17 protein-coding genes are annotated in these 20,358 nt (G+C 55.7%); 9 read left to right on the top strand and 8 right to left on the bottom strand.

All coding sequences use genetic code 11. From position 1 onward, the window contains the following. Nucleotides 1-81 precede the first annotated feature (81 nt). Together cobA and CLV58_RS18825 are read left to right on the top strand one after the other, a co-directional pair. Nucleotides 82-831, top strand: coding sequence for a uroporphyrinogen-III C-methyltransferase (gene cobA / locus CLV58_RS18830; RefSeq protein WP_106139373.1), 750 nt, complete (start codon nt 82-84; stop codon nt 829-831). A 268-nt stretch (nt 832-1,099) separates the two neighbouring features. Further along, nucleotides 1,100-1,735 carry a class I SAM-dependent methyltransferase gene (locus CLV58_RS18825; protein WP_106139372.1) on the top strand — a complete coding sequence of 212 codons (636 nt, stop codon included), beginning with the start codon at nt 1,100-1,102 and terminating at the stop codon, nt 1,733-1,735. 77 nt (nt 1,736-1,812) lie between these two features. Here the strand turns inward: CLV58_RS18825 and hisS are convergent, their stop codons facing one another. After that, the gene (gene hisS / locus CLV58_RS18820) at nt 1,813-3,183 is read right to left on the bottom strand and encodes a histidine--tRNA ligase (RefSeq protein ID WP_106139371.1); all 1,371 of its coding nucleotides are present in this window, start codon (nt 3,181-3,183) and stop codon (nt 1,813-1,815) included. Nucleotides 3,184-3,356: 173 nt separating this feature from the next. On the opposite strand from hisS, the gene CLV58_RS28430 reads away from it, so the two are divergent. After that, entirely contained in the window at nt 3,357-3,515 is a 159-nt protein-coding gene (locus CLV58_RS28430; RefSeq protein WP_170108738.1) for a hypothetical protein, read from the top strand. Nucleotides 3,516-3,538: 23 nt separating this feature from the next. Here the strand turns inward: CLV58_RS28430 and CLV58_RS18815 are convergent, their stop codons facing one another. Together CLV58_RS18815 and CLV58_RS18810 are read right to left on the bottom strand one after the other, a co-directional pair. Next, nucleotides 3,539-3,859, bottom strand: a complete 321-nt coding sequence (locus CLV58_RS18815; protein WP_245882382.1) for a hypothetical protein — start codon at nt 3,857-3,859, stop codon at nt 3,539-3,541. A 188-nt stretch (nt 3,860-4,047) separates the two neighbouring features. Beyond that, nucleotides 4,048-5,058, bottom strand: coding sequence for a glycosyltransferase family 2 protein (locus tag CLV58_RS18810; RefSeq protein ID WP_106139369.1), 1,011 nt, complete (start codon nt 5,056-5,058; stop codon nt 4,048-4,050). On the opposite strand from CLV58_RS18810, the gene CLV58_RS29075 reads away from it, so the two are divergent. Next, nucleotides 4,949-5,557, top strand: a complete 609-nt coding sequence (locus CLV58_RS29075; RefSeq protein ID WP_342748930.1) for a GxxExxY protein — start codon at nt 4,949-4,951, stop codon at nt 5,555-5,557. The genes CLV58_RS18810 and CLV58_RS29075 overlap by 110 nt on opposite strands. Before the next feature lie 64 nt (nt 5,558-5,621). Here CLV58_RS29075 and hemL read toward each other — a convergent pair whose 3' ends face one another. The 4 genes from hemL to CLV58_RS18785 form a co-directional block, all read right to left on the bottom strand. Then, on the bottom strand, nt 5,622-6,905 hold the full coding sequence (gene hemL, locus CLV58_RS18800) for a glutamate-1-semialdehyde 2,1-aminomutase (protein ID WP_106139368.1): 1,284 nt from the start codon (nt 6,903-6,905) through the stop codon (nt 5,622-5,624). 105 nt (nt 6,906-7,010) lie between these two features. Then, on the bottom strand, nt 7,011-8,837 hold the full coding sequence (locus tag CLV58_RS18795) for an ABC transporter substrate-binding protein (protein ID WP_106139367.1): 1,827 nt from the start codon (nt 8,835-8,837) through the stop codon (nt 7,011-7,013). Between the two features lie 121 nt (nt 8,838-8,958). Beyond that, nucleotides 8,959-10,812 carry a membrane protein insertase YidC gene (gene yidC, locus CLV58_RS18790; RefSeq protein WP_106139366.1) on the bottom strand — a complete coding sequence of 618 codons (1,854 nt, stop codon included), beginning with the start codon at nt 10,810-10,812 and terminating at the stop codon, nt 8,959-8,961. Nucleotides 10,813-10,935: 123 nt separating this feature from the next. Next, a complete protein-coding gene (locus CLV58_RS18785; protein WP_106139365.1) occupies nt 10,936-12,651 on the bottom strand; it encodes a CTP synthase in 1,716 nt (571 codons plus the stop codon). Nucleotides 12,652-13,088: 437 nt separating this feature from the next. On the opposite strand from CLV58_RS18785, the gene CLV58_RS18780 reads away from it, so the two are divergent. From CLV58_RS18780 to CLV58_RS28785, 4 genes are all read left to right on the top strand, one after another. After that, a complete protein-coding gene (locus tag CLV58_RS18780; RefSeq protein WP_106139364.1) occupies nt 13,089-14,351 on the top strand; it encodes an asparagine synthetase B in 1,263 nt (420 codons plus the stop codon). A 63-nt stretch (nt 14,352-14,414) separates the two neighbouring features. Further along, nucleotides 14,415-14,864, top strand: a complete 450-nt coding sequence (locus tag CLV58_RS18775; RefSeq protein WP_106139363.1) for a hypothetical protein — start codon at nt 14,415-14,417, stop codon at nt 14,862-14,864. A 125-nt stretch (nt 14,865-14,989) separates the two neighbouring features. Beyond that, nucleotides 14,990-15,739, top strand: a complete 750-nt coding sequence (locus CLV58_RS18770) for a rhamnogalacturonan acetylesterase (RefSeq protein ID WP_106139362.1) — start codon at nt 14,990-14,992, stop codon at nt 15,737-15,739. Between the two features lie 88 nt (nt 15,740-15,827). Beyond that, nucleotides 15,828-17,762 (top strand): pectinesterase family protein, encoded by a 1,935-nt coding sequence (locus CLV58_RS28785; protein ID WP_245882381.1) that lies wholly within the window; start codon nt 15,828-15,830, stop codon nt 17,760-17,762. Nucleotides 17,763-17,834: 72 nt separating this feature from the next. On the opposite strand, the gene CLV58_RS18760 is transcribed toward CLV58_RS28785, so the two are convergent. Beyond that, complete coding sequence (locus CLV58_RS18760; RefSeq protein WP_106139361.1) at nt 17,835-18,872, bottom strand: DNA/RNA non-specific endonuclease; 1,038 nt, start codon at nt 18,870-18,872, stop codon at nt 17,835-17,837. A gap of 189 nt (nt 18,873-19,061) precedes the next feature. Between CLV58_RS18760 and CLV58_RS18755 the strand changes: the two genes are divergently transcribed. Further along, nucleotides 19,062-20,288, top strand: a complete 1,227-nt coding sequence (locus CLV58_RS18755; RefSeq protein ID WP_106139360.1) for a BaiN/RdsA family NAD(P)/FAD-dependent oxidoreductase — start codon at nt 19,062-19,064, stop codon at nt 20,286-20,288. Nucleotides 20,289-20,358 lie beyond the last annotated feature (70 nt).

Genomic DNA, 20,358 nt, shown 5'->3' with positions numbered 1-20,358 from the left:
ATGATCGACTGATTGAGTAAGCCTGCGTGGGCAATTCATCACCTAATCATTCAGTCATTCTATCACTCTATCAGTCAATTCATGAAACTTACTCTCGTTGGCGCGGGACCGGGCGATCCGGACCTGATTACGCTAAAAGGTGTACGGGCACTGGCGCAGGCCGACGTAGTCATGTACGACGCCCTTGTTCATCCCGATCTACTGAATCATTGCCGGCCGGATGCGCTCAAAGTGTACGTCGGAAAACGGCGCGGGGCTTATTCCTGCATGCAGGAAGACATCAACCCGCTGATTGTCCACTACGCACAGCAGTATGGCCATGTGGTACGCCTGAAAGGGGGCGACTCGTTTGTCTTTGGCCGTGGGTACGAAGAACTGGAATACGCCCGGCAGCATGGGCTCGACACGGCGGTAGTGCCGGGGCTGTCGAGTAGCTACGCGGTACCCGCGTCAGCCGGTGTTCCGTTGACCACCCGTGGCCTGTCGGAAAGCTTCTGGGTTGTTACGGGTACGACCAAAGCTGGTCAGCTTTCGGCCGACTTGACACTGGCCGCGCAGTCGTCGGCAACGGTTGTCGTGCTGATGGGCATGCACAAGTTGCCGGAGATTGCTCGTTTATTTGCCGAATCCGGAAAGGGCGAGACGCCTGTTGCGATTATTCAGAACGGAACACTACCCGAACAGCGGGTCGTGACGGGCCGCGTCGATACGATCGTGGCGCGGGTTGGCGAGACGCAGATCGACAATCCCGCTATTATCGTTATCGGCGCTGTCGCCGGGCTGGCTGTCGATCAGTTTGTTGAACTTGTAACCGCAGTCGTGACCGAGTAGCACCAGTCGCCATTCTATACGTCAGTACAAGGCCCCATTGCACGAACAATGGGGCCTTGTTTTTTTAATAGCGTCACCTGTGAACAGCCTATCAGTTGCGACCAATACCAACCAATAACCAGCAATCGTCCTGCTGCGTGCAACCCGCACAAACCATACATCTGCCTGTACTTTCTCCATACCTGGTGGTTTAGCCTGATTCTTTTTGCACATCGATGACCTTTCGCTACGTCGACCGATAAACAGGCAGATACTACTTATAGCGAGAATGGACAAGATGTACGTACAATACGGATGCGGGCTGTCAGCGCCCAGCGAATGGACTAATTTCGACGTTTCGCCTACGCTTCGCATTCAGCAATTTCCTATTGCTGGCTCGTTACTGAAAAAGCGGCTGAATACCGTTTTCCCGGACAACGTTTTATACGGCGACATCATCAGGGGACTTCCCGTTGCCGACAACACCTGCGATGGGCTGTATTGCTCCCACACGCTGGAACATTTGTCGCTCGATGACTTTCGGCGGGCGCTCACGAATTCGTACCGCATTCTAAAGCCCGGTGGTGTCTTCCGCTGTGTCGTTCCCGATCTGGAATCGGCAGCCAGGGCCTATATTGCGGAGCTGGACAAAGGCAACCCTGCATCGAGCATTGCCTTTATCGACACGACCTTGCTGGGTGTCAAAGCCCGGCCGACAACCGTTCGCAGCCGGATTAGCGCCCTGTTTGGCAATTCACACCATTTATGGATGTGGGATACGAAATCACTGGCCGAAGAATTACGAAAAGCTGGCTTTGTGCAGATCCGGGCCTGCCGGTTCAATGATTCCGAAGACCCGATGTTCCGGCATGTCGAAGCTGCCGATCGCTTCGAAGGGGCAGCCGCACTCGAATGCCGTAAATGAAGTGGAGCAAGACCTAAAAGGTTTTCGAAAACCTTTTAGGTCTGTTTTTCAACCGACTAACTACGAATGATTGGGCATTACCTCTGTCTTACAAACGACGCAACATCAGCCTGGGCTATCTTTTGTTGTTCACCCGTGACCATATTTTTTACCGTCAACTGACCAGTCTGCACTTCTTCCGACCCGATCAGCACGACGTAGGGAATCTGCTTGGCATTCGCGTAGTCGAGCATCTTTTTCACCTTTGCCAGATCAGGATATACCTCAGCCGGAATAGCCACAGCCCGCAATTGCGTCACCAGGGGCAACGCTACGCCACGCGCGTCGGCGTCGAACGGCACAATCAGGACCTGCGTGCCCTGCCCGGTTCCGGCGGGAAAAAGATTCAATTCGTCCATAACGTCGTAAATCCGGTCGACGCCAAAGGAGATACCTACACCCGACAGGCCCGGCATGCCAAACGCGCCCGTTAGGTTATCGTAGCGACCGCCCCCGCTGATGCTACCGATAGACACACCGTTGGCTTTTACTTCAAAGATGGCCCCTGTATAATACGATAGACCACGGGCTAGCGTCGGGTCGATGTCGATCTGCGCATTTTCCAGACCGGCCATCGTCGCCAGTTGCAGCGTTTCCTGTAGTTCAGCCACACCTTGTTGCGCGGTGGTCGATGCGTCCAGCCAACTAGCCAGCATAGTCAGCGTGTCGGCTGTCGACGCGTTGTCGAATCCGAACAGCGGTTCCAGTTTGGTAATAGCTTCTTCCGAAAAACCACGTTCACGCAGTTCGTCGAGTACCTTGTCTTTGCCAATCTTATCCAGCTTGTCGATAGCAACCGACAGCGGCCCCTCCTGCCCCGGCATACCGATGGCTTCGGCAATGCCCGCCAGAATTTTGCGGTTGTTAATCTTGAGCGTGAAGTGCTGCATACCCAGATTGCGCATCACCTCGTGAATCATCAGGATAATCTCCGCTTCGCACAGCAGCGAATCCGTCCCAACGACATCGGCGTCGCACTGGTAAAACTCACGGTAGCGACCCCGTTGCGGCCGATCGGCGCGCCACACCGGCTGCATCTGATACCGTTTAAAGGGCATCGGCAGGTTGTTCCGATTCATCACTACGTAGCGGGCAAAGGGAACCGTCAGATCGTACCGCAGGCCTTTTTCACTGATCTTCGGCGTCAGCTTTTTGCTGCCAGCCTGCAAGTCAGCTTCAGTCAGGCTACCCGCGAAATCGCCGGAGTTCAGGATTTTGAACAGGAGTTGATCCCCTTCATCGCCGTACTTCCCCATCAGCGTCGACAGGTTTTCCATGGATGGCGTTTCGAGGGGCTGAAAGCCGAAGCGTTGAAACGTCTGCCGGATCGTATCGAAAATAAAGAGCCGTTTGCGCATTTGCTCCGGCCCGAAGTCACGAGTGCCTTTGGGTAAGGTCGGTTTTTGCATGGCGCAAAAATAAGGGACAGGCGTACAGGATAAACAGGATTTTACGGTTTCTGCTCACCATTCGCCTGGACATCCCGATGAAAAAACGGCGTGACTACTGTCGTTTTATGAGATAAAACCTTATTTTTGCGGTTCGAAAAATTGAACCGTCATTTAAAACATACGATACCGTCATGGCAGTAACAGAACTGAAGCGGAAAGGCCGTAAGAACCGCGCCGTCGCCAACAACAAAACCAACGCGATCAAACAACTGCTGCGCAAGCCGATCATCCGGAACGTCGACGTAGACGCAATCAAAGCATCGTTCGAAGAGAAGAAGCAGCAGGCCTAATCATACGCCGTATTGCGAATCACTTAATCCTCACTCCGACCGGGTGAGGATTTTTGTTTGGTACGGTTCGCTTGCGTGTCGCGCCCCCGTCCCCGATCACGCTTTTTTAGCTCCCGACGCACAAAGCGCCGGTAATCGAGCTGCGACCGGAATCGCTGCGCCTGTCCGAAGAGCAGCAGCCCCCCCACAGTAAACACTAAGCCGTAAACGCCCCAAAGCACCCATTGGGTGGTGGGAGCGCCCTGTATCCGCCGGAAAGCGGCTTCACTGAATACGCACAGGCCCACCACAAAGGACAGCATGCTTAACGGCGTCAGCACCTGCCACTTTGCACGCGTGCTCATACGGTTAATCATACGCTGACCGGGGGGTTTCCTGAGTTTTGCCATGTGTTTACGTTAGGGGCTATTAACTGAAACGCGCGTTTCGGGGGCGGCTTCAGTTACTTAACAATTACGTAATATACATTAAAAGCGCGACATTGTCAAGCACCATCGACTATATACGCAGCAAAATACAGACCAGCCTCTTGTCAGGACGGATAATCGATGGTTGCACCGGTTTCGCGGAATCCGGTTGGTTCGCGTAGTCGTTTCCAGCCTTCGCTCATAAAGCCAACACCGTAGCCAATCAGTTGTACGAAAGCGGCCTTTACGCTCAGCCAGCCCACATACAGGCTTTTTTCTTTCCGGCTTGCGTCGATCAGAATCGCCAGCGAAAACACCAGCAGACCCGCAACAGCCAGGCCAAACAGCCATGGATTGATGAGCAGCCAAAAGGGGACAGCGAATACGTAGAGCGTAAACAGTGCCGGGAAGGTATGCACCAGCTTCAGTTCGCGGGGGTAGTAGCGCGAGATGTTGATCCGGGCGCGACCGAAAAAGCGGAGTTGCCGGTAGAACTGCGCGAAGCGGGTTCGGCGTTTGTGGTAGATGAACGCATCCGGGATCAGTCCGGTCGTGAAGCCGCTGTCGATAATCCGGATGGCAAATTCGATGTCTTCCCCCATCCGGCTGAGCCGGTAGCCGCGCGTCGTTTCCCAGACCTGCCGGGACAAACCCATGTTGAAACTGCGCGGGTGGTACGTACCGCCCAGGTTGGCCTTGCTCCCCCGAATACCACCCGTTGTGAAAGGTGACGTCATCGAATAGCTGATCGCTTTCTGAACGGGTGTGAAGTCGGGGTGCGCGCGGTCGGGACCGCCGTACGCATCGAGCCAGTGCTTGCTCAGTTGCCGACTGACGGTGTCGAAATAATGCGGGGGTACCAGCGCGTCGGAATCGAAAATGACGAAGTAGTCGCCGGTGGCTCGTTCGAAGCCATAGTTTCGGGTGAAACCCTGCCCTGAGTTCGGCTTCTCGAAATAGCGTATCGCCAGTCTGTCCGCAAACGCCCCGACCACAGCTTCGGCCCGCTCCGCCGATCCGTCTTCAATGACCAGCACCTCGAAGTTGGTATACGTCTGTTGCGTCAGGCTTGTGAGCAGTTCCCGCAGCTCGTCGGGGCGATTGAAGACAGGAATGATGACAGAAAAGCGAAGCATTGTATTTATTGACAGGATTACAGGATTGACAGGATTTTATTGTCTGCTGTCACCCAGCGGTTTGCGTACTCTTGCTTGGGTGGATAGCTTTGTCAGTACTCACCACACCATCATAAAATTCATGCAACATAGCTATTTGACCGAGCAAATTATCGCAGCAGCCTATACCGTACATAATACGCTTGGTGCTGGCTACCTTGAAAAAGTATACGAGAACGCTATGCTAATAGAATTAGACAAGCGGGGCTTACACGCGGTAAGCCAACAACCGATTCCGGTGTTATATGAGTCAGTGGTTGTCGGCGATTTCTTTGCCGACTTACTCGTCGAAGATTGTATCATCGTTGAACTCAAAGCCACCGAGAACCTGCACACACGCCACGAAGCCCAGCTTGTCAACTACCTGACCAGCACAGGACACGATATCGGCCTACTCATCAACTTCGGTTCGTCCGTCACCGTCAAGCGTAAACACCGAACTTACCGACGAACTGGGTAGCGTTTGCACTTATCGATCCTACGCTGTGTAGGATCAAAAAATCCTGCTAATCCTGTAATCCTGTCTAACCAATCACATCACGCAGACTTTCGTCGTTGGCCTGGATGATTCGGTCGACGAGATCGTCGGTGAGGGCGACAGACAGGAACAGACTCTCGAATTGTGACGGTGCCAAATACACACCCCGATCCAGCATAGCGTGGAAGTACCGACCAAACAAGGCCGTGTCGCACGACTTCGCACCGGCAAAATCGATCACCGGCCGTTCCGTCATGAACAGGGTGAACATCGAGCTGATGTGATTGATCGTGTAGGCCAACCCCAGTTTTTCCAGCGTCTGCCGGAAACCCGCCGTCAGCTTGTCGCCGATCGCATCCAGCCGCGTATATACCTCCGGATGATCGTTCAGGTGGTGCAGCATGGCTAACCCGGCCGACATGGCAATCGGGTTACCTGACAGCGTACCCGCCTGATACACCGGACCAGCCGGAGCCACCATACGCATGATGTCGGCCCGGCCACCATAGGCACCTACCGGCATACCACCACCGATGATCTTACCCATCGTCGTCAGGTCGGGAGTGATGCCGAAGCGTTCCTGCGCGCCCCCTTTGGCAAGCCGGAAGCCGGTCATCACCTCATCGAAGATCAGGACGACACCGTGCTGATCGCAGAGCGAGCGGATGCCTTCCAGAAAGCCGGGCTCGGGCAGTACGCAGCCCATGTTACCGACTACGGGTTCCAGAATGACGGCCGCCACCTGATTATGGTTGTTCAGCAGCAGTTCTTCGACAGCGGCCAGATCGTTGTACGGAGCCGTCAGCGTATCAGCGGCCGTCGCTTTGGTAACGCCGGGTGAATCGGGAATACCCATCGTCATCGCCCCACTACCAGCCGCAATCAGAAATGAGTCGCCGTGACCATGATAGCAGCCCTCGAACTTGATAAGCTTGTCGCGACCGGTAAAGCCCCGCGCGACGCGGATCGCGGCCATCGTCGCTTCGGTGCCTGAATTCACCATGCGCACCATCTCGACCGACGGTACCATCGACACGATCAGCTCGGCCATCTCGACTTCTTTGCGGGTCGGTGCGCCAAACGAGAACGAATGCTGAATGGCATCGGCAACGGCTTTCTCGACGGGTTCGAATGCGTGACCCAGGATCATCGGCCCCCATGAGTTAATTAACTCGATGTATTCGCGACCGTCTTCGTCGTACAGGTATGGTCCCTTTGCGGACTTGATAAACAGCGGGTTTCCCCCTACCGACCGAAACGCCCGAACCGGCGAATTTACCCCACCCGGAATCAGTGTCTTGGCTTTCTCAAACAGTTGTTCGCTCGTCATGGTATTGAATGACTGAGTGATTGAGTGATTGAGTGACTGAGTGATTGAATAGTGGGATGCGCCAGCCTATTCAATCATTCAATCATTCAGTCACTCAATCACTCATTAATTGATTTTTATAAACCGGCCGCCGTCGAACTTAACGATGGGGACGATTTGGTTGTCGTTAGATTGTGTGTAGTCGAAGCCTGATAACAGGTAGTCGTCGGTGTCGGAGCGCATGGCGTCGCGGTTACGCAGACCATTGTTTTTGGCTAGTTGACGACCGAAAAACAGGAGCATATCGTAGCCCTCACTGGCAAAAACAGACGGTATCGTGTTGCGTTCGGCCAGATACGTCTGGTTGAACGTCGATACGACATCCCGGTCCGGGCTAATGTAATCGGGGTAGAGCAGATACAGATCCCGGCGGGAGAACGTCGACGTACCATCCTTGTACATGTCGAAGGCCGAGGCTGTGGCCAGCAAGGGGGCGTTTACCCGCCGGCTGCTCAGGGCTTCCTGCAAGCGGGGACCATCGTCGTCGTTGCTGCTGGATAAAAAAACGTGGCCGATCGCTGGTACGGGTGCGCTTACCGGCGCGGCTGAACTGGTACCGGCGGGTTGGGTAGCGCCCGACATCACGGTACCCGGACGGATAGTCGGGGCGACTGGTTTGAACAGCGAAGCGGCCGTTGCCTGCGCGGTCGGCCCCATTTTGCGGAAGTCGACAACCTGATACCGCTGTTGCAGCAGTTCGTCACGGTACGCTGCGGCCAACAGCGAATCTTTGCGCGTACTACCGAAATAGATGGCGGCCCGGCGCAGGCTGTTGATCGAATGAGCCTGCCCGGCTACCTGTTCCGCCTGCCGTGCCAGCGATGCCTGCGCCAGAAACGACATGGGCTGATCGGTAATCAGGTCGCTGCTGGTCGCAATCGGGTTGAGCAGAATGATACCATTCTGGTTGGCCCAGGCCGACGCAATCCGGTTCGGTTCAACGTACAGGGGACCGACAATCAGGTCAGTCTGCGCGAAAGCTGGATTGTTGAGCAGTTCAAGCGTTTTGTTCGGATCATTGTCCAGGTCGTACGCCTGTAGATTGACCGTGATGCCTTCCTCTTGCAATTTGGCCTTTGCCAGCAACATACCGTTGTACAGATCGTACACGTACTGATTGCTGCGCGACCGCTTGCCATTGGCAAAATCCTCGACACGAAAGGGAAGCATCACCGCTACGGTATACCCGCTTTTGGCCCGGTTTGGCCGCGCTACAGCTGTACCAGCCGGACGGTTTGTGCGGCTGGGTGGTGTCTGTGCCGTTGCCGAAGCCGACGTCATCGGCGTCAGGCGGGGAGTGACGGTTCCGGGCACACCGAACCGGTTGGTCAGTTCGTCCGACAGTTCCAGATCGTCGCGATCGCTGGACGAGCGTTGAATCAGTTCGATCAGCGCCTGCCCTACGATGCGGTTGTCGGGAAAATTCCGGTTCAACTGCTTAAGCGCCCGCAGGTCCGTCGCCCGGCTCAGGATTGCCTGTTCAGCACGGGCGGCATCGGACCGAAGCGCCGGGTCTTTCAGCTCATCCAGCGTCCGCAGGCCATCTTCGTAGCGTCCCTCTTCCAGTTGCGAGATACCCAGCAGGTAGGTAGCGTCGGGCTGCTTCGGCCAGTCAGGGAATCGCTCGGTCAGTTGCCGCAGCATGAGCCGGGCCTGGTCGAATTTTTTCTGACGGTAGGCCGCCAGTGCGTAGTAGTAGTGTGCGTAAGGTGCTACCGGTCCACCCCGCTGAATAACGGCATTCAGCTCGCCTTTCGCCCGTTCGTAGTCGCCGGTCTGCACCAGCCGCACAGCGGCCTTGTACCGGCGCTGACTGTCCGTTGCGGGTTGCCCGCTGGCCGATGCCATGATCGAGAGACCAATCAGGCAACCTACCCAGATACGTTTCGTCATAGCCATTTATGGGTTAACGCACAAAAGCAACGCACGTGCGTTGCTTTTGGCCAGACAGTGTTTATGACAGGCCACAGTGGTCCAACGCGACCTGGCCAACGTGGCCCGGCCCACTATGGTTTTATTTTTTACTTTTCGCTTTCCGCTGTGCTTCTTCGGCCTGCTTGCGGGCTTCCTCAGCGGCTGCCAGCTGCTTCTGCAACAGGGCCTGAAAACCACCCGGCTTCTTGCCTTCACCAGCCGCGTTCTTACGCCGGTTTTCGTCCAGCACCGCTTTGATTTTGTCTTCATCGACGAAGCGCCGGATAATCTGCTGCTGCGCAATCGTCACGACGTTCGATACAAAGTAGTAGAACGTCAGACCGGCGGGGTACGAGTTCAGCACGAACATGAACATCAGCGGGAACACGTAACTCATTGCTTTCATGTTCACCGGACCCGGCTGCGTCGGTGTGTTCAGGTTGTTGTAGTACGCGAACGCGATCGACGACGCCGTCATCAGCACCGTAAACAAGCTCAGGTGACTACCGATAAACGGCAAGGCCGGGAAGGTAAAGAACGCGTCGTAGGTCGACAAGTCGTTCGACCACAGGAAGGGCTGCTGCCGCAGCTCGATCAGGTTCGGGAACAGCTGAAAGAGCGAGAACAGGATCGGCATGGTCGCCAGTACCGGGATACAGCCACTCAATGGGCTAACGCCCACTTCCTGGTAGATCTTCATCTGCTCCGACTGCTGTTTGGCCATATCGTCGCCGACACGCTCTTTCATGGCGTTGAGTTCGGGTTGTAGCACCCGCATCTTGGCCATGCTCACGTACGATTTGTAGGTCAGGGGCGTCAGCAACAGTTTGACAAATACGACCAGGGCAATAATCAGCAACCCGTAGTTCGAGATAAACTTACCCAGGAAGTTGAAGACCGGCACAAAGAAGTATTTGTTGATCGGTTTCAGCAGTGAATACCCCAGATTGACGTTACGATCGAACTCCGGCGCGACATCGCCCAGCAGTTGAAATTCGTTGGGGCCGTAGTAGAACCGATACTGTCCCTTGCCCGCTTTGATGTCGGCCATCGGCAGCATCACGTCAGCCGTTGCCGTTTTCACCACGTCGGTAAACGCCGGATCGACCAGCGTTTTAAACTCGGCCTTCGGCATCGCGCCATTCCGGGCGATAAAGCCCGACAGGAAATATTTGTGCTTGATGGTGAACCACTGAACGGGTTCTTCGGCCGTTACGTCTTCGTTACTCTCCCCTTCCTTGAGGTTCTCGAAGTTCTCGTCGGCCGTGAGGTAATTGATGGTAGCAGCCCGACGGTTATTGCTCATGTCGTTTTCGTACTGCCGCATCTTGTCTTCCCAGAAGAATCGGATGTTGTCGTTTGTCACGACGTTGTTCAGTCCGTTCAACTTCAGATCGTAGTCGAGGACGTAGCCTTCGCCGGGCATCACGTACACCTGCTCGACCGATTGTCCCGGTGCCACTTCGGCCCGGAAGGTAATCTGCCGGGGCTGACCGCTTACCGAGCCACTTTGGGTGTCGGTCGTAAAGTACAGTTTGTGGAGGTTGATTTTGCCTTGATTCGTCGGCAGTTCGAGCGCACTTTGGCTACTCTGCGCATCGATCAGCACCAGCGGCTTCTGATCGTACGTTTTGTATTTTTTCAGGATAACTTCTTTCACCTGACCACCGAGCGTGCTGAAGGTGACCTTCATCTCGTTGTTTTCCACGACGATGTCGCGGTTTTCGCCGGTGGCGGCTGTAGCGAACGCACCGAACTTGGCGCGTGTGGCTGCCGAATCGAGGGGTAGACCGGCTTTTTCGACGGCGGCCGTAGCGGCTGATGCGGTGGTGGGGCGGGTGGTCTTCGTGGTTTGCTCAGGCTCTTTCAGCGGGGCCGGTTTCGGCACCAACAGCTGATAGCCCACCAGCATCGCCATAATCAGGACGATGCCAATAATTTGATTACGATCCATTTGGTTGGTTTTCGGTTTACGGTTTTCGGTTTACAGACTGTCCAGCGTATGCGCTGCCGAAAACTGTAGACCGAAAACCGTGAACCTTAAAGTATTTTCACAAAACTACGCCAATCGGTGCGGTTAACCAATTACCTCGGCGGTTTCTACAGGAGTGGTCTCCATGCCGGATGTAGCGTCGGTCGTGGCGGATAACGGGGCGTTCTCTTTCTGACGGTTGTAGGCCAGTGCGGCACCGACAAACTTCACAAACAGCGGGTGCGGATTCAGCACCGTGCTTTTTAGTTCGGGATGAAACTGCACACCGACAAACCAGGGGTGATTCGCCAGCTCGACGATTTCAACCAGCCCGGTGTCGGGGTTGATGCCCGTCGGGCGCAGGCCCGCCTTCTCGAACTGAGCGAGGTAGTCGTTGTTGAATTCGTACCGGTGGCGGTGACGCTCCTGAATGGTCGCTTTACCGTAAATCTTGTGGGCCAGCGAGTCGCGTTTGAGTTTGCAGGTGTAGCTACCCAACCGCATCGTACCACCTTTGTTGGTCACGTCTTTCTGACCGGCCATCAGACTGATCACCGGGTTAGCCGTTTCAGGTTCCATCTCCGTCGAGTGTGCATCGGCGATACCCATTACGTTACGGGCATATTCGATAACCGCCATCTGCATACCCAGGCAGATACCCAGGAACGGAATACCCTTTTCACGCGCCAGCCGCACGGCATTGATTTTTCCCTGAATACCGCGCTCGCCAAAACCGGGCGCTACCAATACAGCATCCAGCGCCGACAGTACTTCGGCGCAGTGGTTTTCGTCGACCAGCGTTTCCGACTGAATCCACTCCAGTTGCACCTTACACTCGTTCTGCGCACCGGCATGGATAAACGCTTCGGCGATTGATTTGTAGGCGTCTTTCAACTCGACGTACTTCCCGACCAACCCGACCTTGACCGTGTCACCGGGATTTTTGAGCCGACCCAAGAACGACTTCCATTCGTCGAGGTCGGCGTCTTTGTCGTTGTAAATATCCATCATGTAGAGCGCCCGCTGATCGAGTCGCTCCTTCTGCATCAGCAGTGGAACGTCGTAAATCGTGCTTGCGTCGGCGGCTTCGATAACCGAGCTTACCTGTACGTTACAGAACAGCGCGATTTTCCGGCGGATGTCCTGCGGCAGTGGGTGTTCCGTCCGGCAGACGATAATGTCGGGCTGCACCCCGTTTTCGAGCAGCATCCGCACCGAGTGTTGCGTCGGTTTGGTTTTCAGCTCACCCGCCGATTGCAGGTAAGGCACCAGCGTCAGGTGAATGACGAGCGTATCTTTTTCGCCCAGTTCGAACTTCAGCTGTCGCACGGCTTCCACGAAAGGCAGCGATTCAATGTCGCCCACGCAGCCGCCGATTTCGGTGATGACAATGTCGTACTGCCCGGTGTCGCCCAGCAGCCGGATGTTCCGCTTGATTTCGTCGGTGATGTGCGGTACAACCTGCACCGTTTTTCCGAGGAAGTCGCCCCGGCGTTCGCGGGTGATCACGTTGTTGTAGATACGCCCCGTCGTGATGTTGTTGGCCTGTGAGGTAGGCCGGTTGAGGAAGCGTTCGTAGTGGCCCAGATCGAGGTCGGTCTCGGCCCCGTCGTCCGTTACGTAACATTCGCCGTGCTCGTACGGGTTGAGCGTACCGGGGTCGATGTTGATGTATGGATCGAATTTCTGGATGGTGACTGACAACCCCCGCGCCTGTAGCAGTTTGGCCAGTGATGAGGCAATGATGCCTTTACCGAGTGATGAAGTTACCCCGCCCGTAACAAAAATATATTTCGCGGATTTCGGTCCCGTAGCCGCCATGAGTGAAACCTGTTTTGGTCGTTACGGGGATTAAAGGTACGCAGAAAAACCTAGCTTTCGGTCCCGGCCGTTCGTAAAAAGTTACCCGTTTGTCACTACCTCGCTGATTGCTTGCCGGTTAGCATCAGCGACTTTTTTCGCACCAACTAATCATGCGCACTGGACTATACCTGACTGATAGAAGAAATCTGGTCGAATGCAAAAAACAGGCTCCTTTCCCGAAATCAGACCAACTTTACTGCATAGTTTTTGTGTATATTACGTTAGTATGTTGCCCCCGACGCAGGGGCATTGCCTGGTTCGGCTTATCCCCCAGCCCCCTAATGGGGGTGAACTTCATTCGTGGAATACTCCCCCTTTAGGCCGGGCCGACGTTTCGGGGCTGGGGGGTAAGCCGACGATGGGCAAGGACGCAGACTCTCAATTGACAACACCGAATGAAACGACAGCTGATACTGCTTGGTCTCCTGCTCACACTGACGGGGCGGGTCTGGGCATCGAAGATTCTGATTCCGATGGACGAAAACCAGAAGAATCACCTTAAGGCCTACGGCATCGCCTACTGGGTACTGAAAAAATACGATACCGAAATCGACTGGCTGCTGAACTACAGGGGCGGTTCGTTTCTGATGCCGCAAAATCAGGCGTTCATCAACGAACTGGTTGTTCGGGGGGTCAGCTACGAAGTTATTTCCGATGCGCAGTCGGCGCAGATCCTGAGCGAAGTCAACGCAGCCGATGCCAACATGGACGCTGTCAAGTTGCAGAAACCACCCAAAGTGGCGGTCTATTCGCCCAAAACCAAGCAGCCCTGGGATGACGCCGTAACGATGGTGATGACCTACGCCGAAATTCCCTACGACGTTGTGTTTGACGAAGAAGTCCTGAACGGCAAACTCCCTGAGTACGACTGGCTGCACCTGCACCACGAAGATTTCACGGGGCAGTACGGCAAGTTCTTCCATTTCAAAGATCAGCCGTGGTACATCGCCCAGAAGCAGGAAGCCGAAAGCATCGCCCGTAAGTTCGGGTACGATAAAGTGCCGCAGCTAAAACTGGCCGTATCCCAAAAAATCCGCGATTTCGTGCTGGGTGGCGGTTACCTGTTCGCCATGTGCAACGCCACCGATACCTACGACATCGCGCTGGCGTCGCACAACACCGACATCGTCGATTCATTCTACGACGGCACCCCCGCCGATCCCAACGCCAACAACAAACTCGATTTCGGCCAAACGTTCGCGTTCCGCAATTTTCAGGTGTACACGAACCCGTACCTGATCGAGTTTTCGAACATCGACAATCAGCCGGAAGAACGGGGGCTGAGTGAGCACAACGACTATTTCACGCTGTTTCAATTTTCCGCCAAGTACGACCCCATTCCCACCATGCTGACGCAGAATCACCTCAACGTGATCAAGGGGTTCATGGGGCAGACGACGGCGTTCAAGAAAAACTACATCAAACCGGAAGTAGTCATTATGGCTGAAAACCGGGCCGCTGGTGAAGCCCGCTACATTCACGCGCCCCACGGCCGGGGCTTTTTCACCTTCTACGGTGGCCACGATCCCGAAGATTACCGCCACGAAATCGGCGAAGAACCGACCGACCTCAACCTGCACCCCAACTCGGCCGGCTATCGACTGATTCTCAACAATATCCTGTTTCCTGCCGCCAAGAAAAAGAAGCAGAAAACCTAAGCACAAAAGCCGCCCGGACTTATATTCGGGCGGCTTTTTGTTTGCACGTAGCTATCCACGTTTATGAATAGTTTCACCGAATCACAGCGATTTCGTCAATGGTGGCTCTGGGCCATTATGCTGGGCGTTACGGCGCTGATGTTCGTTATGTTCGCTGGCGTTGCCGGCCTGTGGCTCAGTTGGCTGACAATCCTCCTGGCTAGCCTGTTGCTCCTTAGCTGTCGACTGGATACTCGCTACGATCAGGCCGGCATTCATTATCGCTTCTGGCCATTTATGCGTTGGCGCACCATAGCCTGGACGGATGTCAGCAGGGCTTCAGTTACGCAGTATGACTTTGTCGGGTATGGCATTCGCTGGAATTTTGGCGAATGGGTTTATAACATAGCCGGCAATCAGGGTTTACGGATTGAGACAGTAGCGGGCAAACGCATCCTGCTCGGCACCCAACGTCCCGACGAACTACGCGCCTTTTTACAGACATTGCCACTACCCGTCCTAAGGCATCAGTAGTAAAAACGATTCATTTTTAGCTTACCGGCACAGATCACCACGTTGGCTGATTTGTGCCGGTTTTGTTTGTGTGAACTGTAGAGACGCGACCCTTCGCGTCTCTACGAAAACCAACTCCTCAGAACATGCTTGCTCGACTACTCATCAGCTTATGTTTACTGGCATCGGCCGGACGAATCGCCGACAAACCGATCACAATCTATCTCATCGGTGATTCAACGTTGTCGGTAAAAGCCATTGCCGATTATCCGGAAACCGGTTGGGGGATGCCGTTCGCCTACTTCTTTGATGAAACCGTACGGGTTGACAACCGGGCGATGAACGGACGCAGTACGGGATCATTCCTGACCGAAAATCGCTGGCAACCCATCGTCGATTCGCTTCGACCGAACGACTATGTACTAATTCAGTTTGGTCATAACGACGAAGTGAAAACCAAAAAGACGTATACAACCGAATCGGAATTCCGAACCAATCTGCTCCGGTACGTCAACGAAACCCGCGCCCGAAAAGCCCATCCCGTGCTGATTACGCCGGTTGCCCGCCGGAAATTCGGTGCGGCCGGCGAGTTGGAAGATACGCATGCCATTTATGCTGAACTGGTTCGAACGGTTGCCGCCGAACAGGCCGTTCCACTGATCGATCTCGACCGGCAAAGTCAGGCGTTGTTGCGACAACTGGGGCCTGATGCGTCGAAACTGTTGTTCAATCACTTGGCACCGGGTGAGCATCCCAACTACCCGAGCGGCCGCACCGACGATACCCATTTTAACGAACTGGGTGCCCGACGCATGGCCGAACTGGTCCTTACCTCCCTCCGTCCGCTCACCCCCGACCTGACCGCCCGCCTGCGCCAACCCGTATCCGGTCGGTAGCTTCGTATGGTAATCGCTTGCGTGTGATGGATCAACAGTGCAGCGTAGACAGCCGTAAACCGAATACCGTAAACCAAAAACCGACCCCATGCCCCGCCCGTCCCTTCTCCTGCTTTTTTTCCTGATTGCCTGTCGGCTCATGGCTCAGTCACCGGTGGTGTCGTTTCCGTATCCAACATCGTTTACAGTAGCGCAGGACGGTAGCGGTAATTTCAAAACCATTCAGGAAGCCGTCAATGCGGTGCGGGATCTGTCGCAGGTACAGGTACTGATCTATATTAAAAACGGGACATATCGCGAAAAACTGGTCGTACCGTCGTGGAAAACCAACATCTCGTTGATTGGCGAAAGCGAAGACAGGACGATCATTACCGGCGACGACTACGCCGGCAAACCCTTCCCCGGCGGTACTGATGCAACAGGGCGATCGAAGTTTATTACCTACACCACCCATACTGTACTGATCGAAGGCAACGACATCGTGCTCGAAAACCTGACTATCGAGAACACGGCCAACCGCAATCGACAGGGTGCGCGGGTAGAGCAGGCGGTGGCGCTGCATGTCGAAGGCGACCGGTGTATCGTACGGCACTGCCGATTGCTGGGCCATCAGGACACGCTATACATGGCCACGTCGACAAGTCGTCAGTTGTATCAGGACTGTTTCATCGAAGGCACGGTCGACTTTTTATTCGGCGAAGCGACGGTCGTTTTTCAACGCTGCACCATCAAAAGCCTGGCCAACTCGTGGATCACGGCAGCCTCGACCCGCCCCGGTCAGCCGTTCGGTTTTATCTTTCTCGACTGCTCCCTCACCGCCGACTCGTCGGTCACCAGCGTTTACCTTGGTCGACCGTGGCGACCCTATGCGCGAACGGTCTTTATCCGCACTCAGATGGGCCCGCACATCCGCCCCGAAGGCTGGGACAACTGGGCTAAGACCACTAACTACAAAACGACGTATTACGCCGACTACCAGAGTCGCGGACCGGGGGCTGCTTCACAACAGCGTGTTCCTTGGGCGAAGCAGCTTACGGATGCGGAAGCGAGTCGGTATACGCTCAACACCATATTCGGTGGCGAACGCGGCTGGTTACCGGCACCGGGCCTGACCTATCGGCGCGACACTTCGTTTACGGTCAACAGTGCGTATCTGAACGCGAAAAAGAAGTACCCGCAGATCAGCGTTGCCGACCCGGCGCTACAAAAAAGCGTGTCGGTAGCCGCAAACTGGCCCTATTGCACGCGCAACGGCAAAACCCTGTTTCTGGACGCTTTTTCACCGGTGGTACGTGCCCCAAAGCCCCGTCCGGCGGTGCTGTTGATCCACGGCGGTGGCTGGCGGACAGGCGACCGGTCGATGAACGTGGCCATGGCGAAGCGACTGGCAACTGCCGGCTATGTGGCCGTGACTGCCGACTACCGACTCTCGACCGATTCGCTGTACCCGGCGGCTGTCTACGATCTGAAAGATGCCGTGCGCTGGCTGCGTGCCCACGCCGATACGCTGGAAATCGACACCAACCGCATTGCGGCTATGGGCTGTTCGGCGGGTGGTCAACTGGCCGCGCTACTCGGCACGACCGGCGATCTGCCCCTACTCGAAGGTAACGGCTGCACCACCGGACACTCCAGCGCCGTACAGGCCATCGTCGACATCGATGGGCTGCTGGCGTTCGATCATCCCGAATCGGGGGAAGGTGATGACAGCCGAAGTACGTCGGCAGCCACGTACTGGTTTGGTGGTCCGAAGACCGAAACGGTGGCGCTGTGGCGCGAAGCCTCTGCCCTCACTTACGTCAATCGTACGGATAGCAAACCGGCACCGATTCTGCTGCTGAACAGCTCCGTCGACCGGATGCACGCGGGCCGCGACGACCTGTTGGCGCGGTACAAAACGCGAAACAGCTACACCGAGGTCCACACCTTCGCCGACGCGCCACACACGTTCTGGCTGTTTCACCCGTGGTTCGAACCCACGATGCAATACACACTGGCGTTTTTGAAACGGGTATTACGGTAGAGACGCAACCCTTTGCGTCTCAGCAGGCGTCAGCCAGACCATCCGGTAAATGAGACGCAAAGGGTTGCGTCTCTACTTAAACCACTCGCTGACCATTTCGCTGCGCGATTCATTTTTCAGTTGCTGTTGCAGACTGGCGGGCATGAGCGGAAAGAACGTAATACCCGTCAGGCGCTCGATCTGGCTGACCGGTACGACAAACGACGTCAGGGGCTGGTCAGACCCTTTGTTGTCGAGTAAAAATCCGATCATGCGTATCCGGGGCTGGGCCGATGGGCTATTGTTACAGTACAGCAGCACCTTATAGAATTTCTCCGGTACGCTCACTTCGTTGGTTTTGCCGATGGTTGGTAATCCGGGTTTGAGCACCGGCCCCGTAATCACGTACAACCCATTGTCGCGCAGGGCCCACTCCCGCACCTGACTTTCCAGCTCTTTCCAGATACCCCGGTTAAAGTCGGGGGCCTGTGGCGTCATGTTACTCATGAAGAACGTCTCCTGCATCATTTTACGGGAATACCGGAAGTCGCCCGCCGGTGCCAGGTGCCCCCGGTCATAGCCCGACCGCGTGTAGTCGGCCGGAAGTGCGGAGCCTGTCGATACGGCCGGGTCGGGTACGAAGCGGGAGCCTTCGCGGTCGGTTTCCCCGTTGATTTCCTCGGGTAACAGCGGATACGCCACCCAGTCGGCTACTTTGTACTGATCGCGAAACCGCAAGGTATACCCGCTATGCTCCACAATTTCGTCACTAGCCCGGTGAGCTGGCAGGATAAAGCCCGGTTTCTTCTCGAAGTCGAACAGGACTTTTCCCGACGAGCTGGGTGTCGGCACCGACGCATTTCCCCGGCTGTCGCTGGCTTCACTTTCACCAGAAGGCGTATCTGTAGCCTCGTCGTCCTGCGTTGGCTCGGGGGCTTTGTACGGGTTGCGACCTTCCTTGTGATGCCGCACCGGCCCCAGTCCGACGATAGCGCGTATGTCGTTCCAGAACGCGACGACCGGCTGCGTGCGCCCACCGTAGTGCAGGAACAGGCCAATCAGGAAAAACACAAACAGCAACACCAGCGTGTTGCCCCGCAGCCGGAAGCCCCGGCGGTGGAATTTTTTCATGGTTTACGGATATTCAGTTGACAGTATACGGATTTCGGTTTGCGTCAGTTGGCGGGCAATGAGCTGCGATACCGGTCGCAAGTTATCATGAATTGGCCGCATCTCCGGGAGCGGATGCCGGACCAGCGCCGAACGCAATTCCCCCATCCATGACGAACTACCCACCCGACCCTACTGTTCTGAGTCGGTATGGCTGCTTTACGTTTGTACGTTATTGGCGGGGGCGCTGCTGGTTTTTTCGGGGCTATCACAGCCGCCCAGACACACCCCACCGCCACCGTAACTATTCTGGAAAAAAATCGCACGGTGCTCAATAAGGTCCGGATTTCGGGCGGAGGGCGCTGCAACGTCACCCACGCCTGTTTCGATAACCGACAACTGGTCAGGCACTACCCACGGGGTGAAAAACCGTTGAAGTCGTTACTGACGCAGTTCAGCGCGAGCGACACCGTCGACTGGTTCAACCGGCAGGGCGTGGCGCTGAAGACCGAAGCCGACGGACGCATGTTCCCGACGACGAACACCTCCGAAACCATCATCGACTGCTTCCTCGATGCGGCCGATCAGTTGGGCATCGACATCCGCACCAGTTGTGGCGTGGAGTCAATTACGCCTAATGCGGATGGTAGCTGGCAAATCAAGCTACTCACGGGCGAATCGCTCACCGCCGACCGGGTGCTGATTGCGACGGGTGGTTATCCGCAGCGCGGCAGCTACGACTGGATTCCCGAACAGGCCGACGAGCTGATTACCCCTGTTCCGTCGCTGTTTACGCTTAACGCACCGGCCAGTTATTTACTCCCCCTGGCGGGCGTATCGGTGCCGATGGCGGCTGTCTCGGTCGTGGGTACGAAGCAGGAACAGCGCGGTCCGTTGTTGCTGACGCACTGGGGCTTTAGTGGTCCGGCCGTGTTGCGCCTATCAGCCTGGGCCGCCCGTGATCTGGCCCAAGTCGATTACCAATTTACGTTACGGGTCAACTGGGTGCCGGATCAGAACGAGGCCCAGCTTCGCGCAACGGTGCAAACGTTTCGGCAGCAGAATGGTCGCAAGCAGATTTTCACGCAGAATCCGTTCGGCCTTCCATCGCGACTGTGGCAGGCCCTGGCTACCGAAGCCGGCATCGTCGACGAGCAGCGTTGGGCCGACCTACCTGCCAAGCCCGTCAACCGCCTGATCGAGTCGCTGACGAACAGCCGGTTTGCCATCACCGGAAAAAGCACGTTCAAGGACGAGTTTGTCACCTGTGGCGGCATCGACCCGGCCACGCTGAATTTGCAAACACTCGAAAGTCGCAATCAGCCGGGCCTGTTTTTCGCCGGCGAAGTGTTGAACATCGACGGCATTACCGGTGGTTTCAACTTCCAGAATGCCTGGACAACGGGGTACATTGCCGGGAAGAACCTGGGTGTGTGAGGGGGTTCGGTATACAGTATTCAGTTTACGTTGGCCGTCACATAATGTCTGCTGTAACGGTACGACAACG

The organism is Spirosoma oryzae, from assembly GCF_003002825.1.
Classification (GTDB): Bacteria; Bacteroidota; Bacteroidia; order Cytophagales; family Spirosomataceae; genus Spirosoma; species Spirosoma oryzae.
Note: the sequence above shows the minus strand (reverse complement) of the source record. Positions and strands in the feature narration are given on the sequence as shown.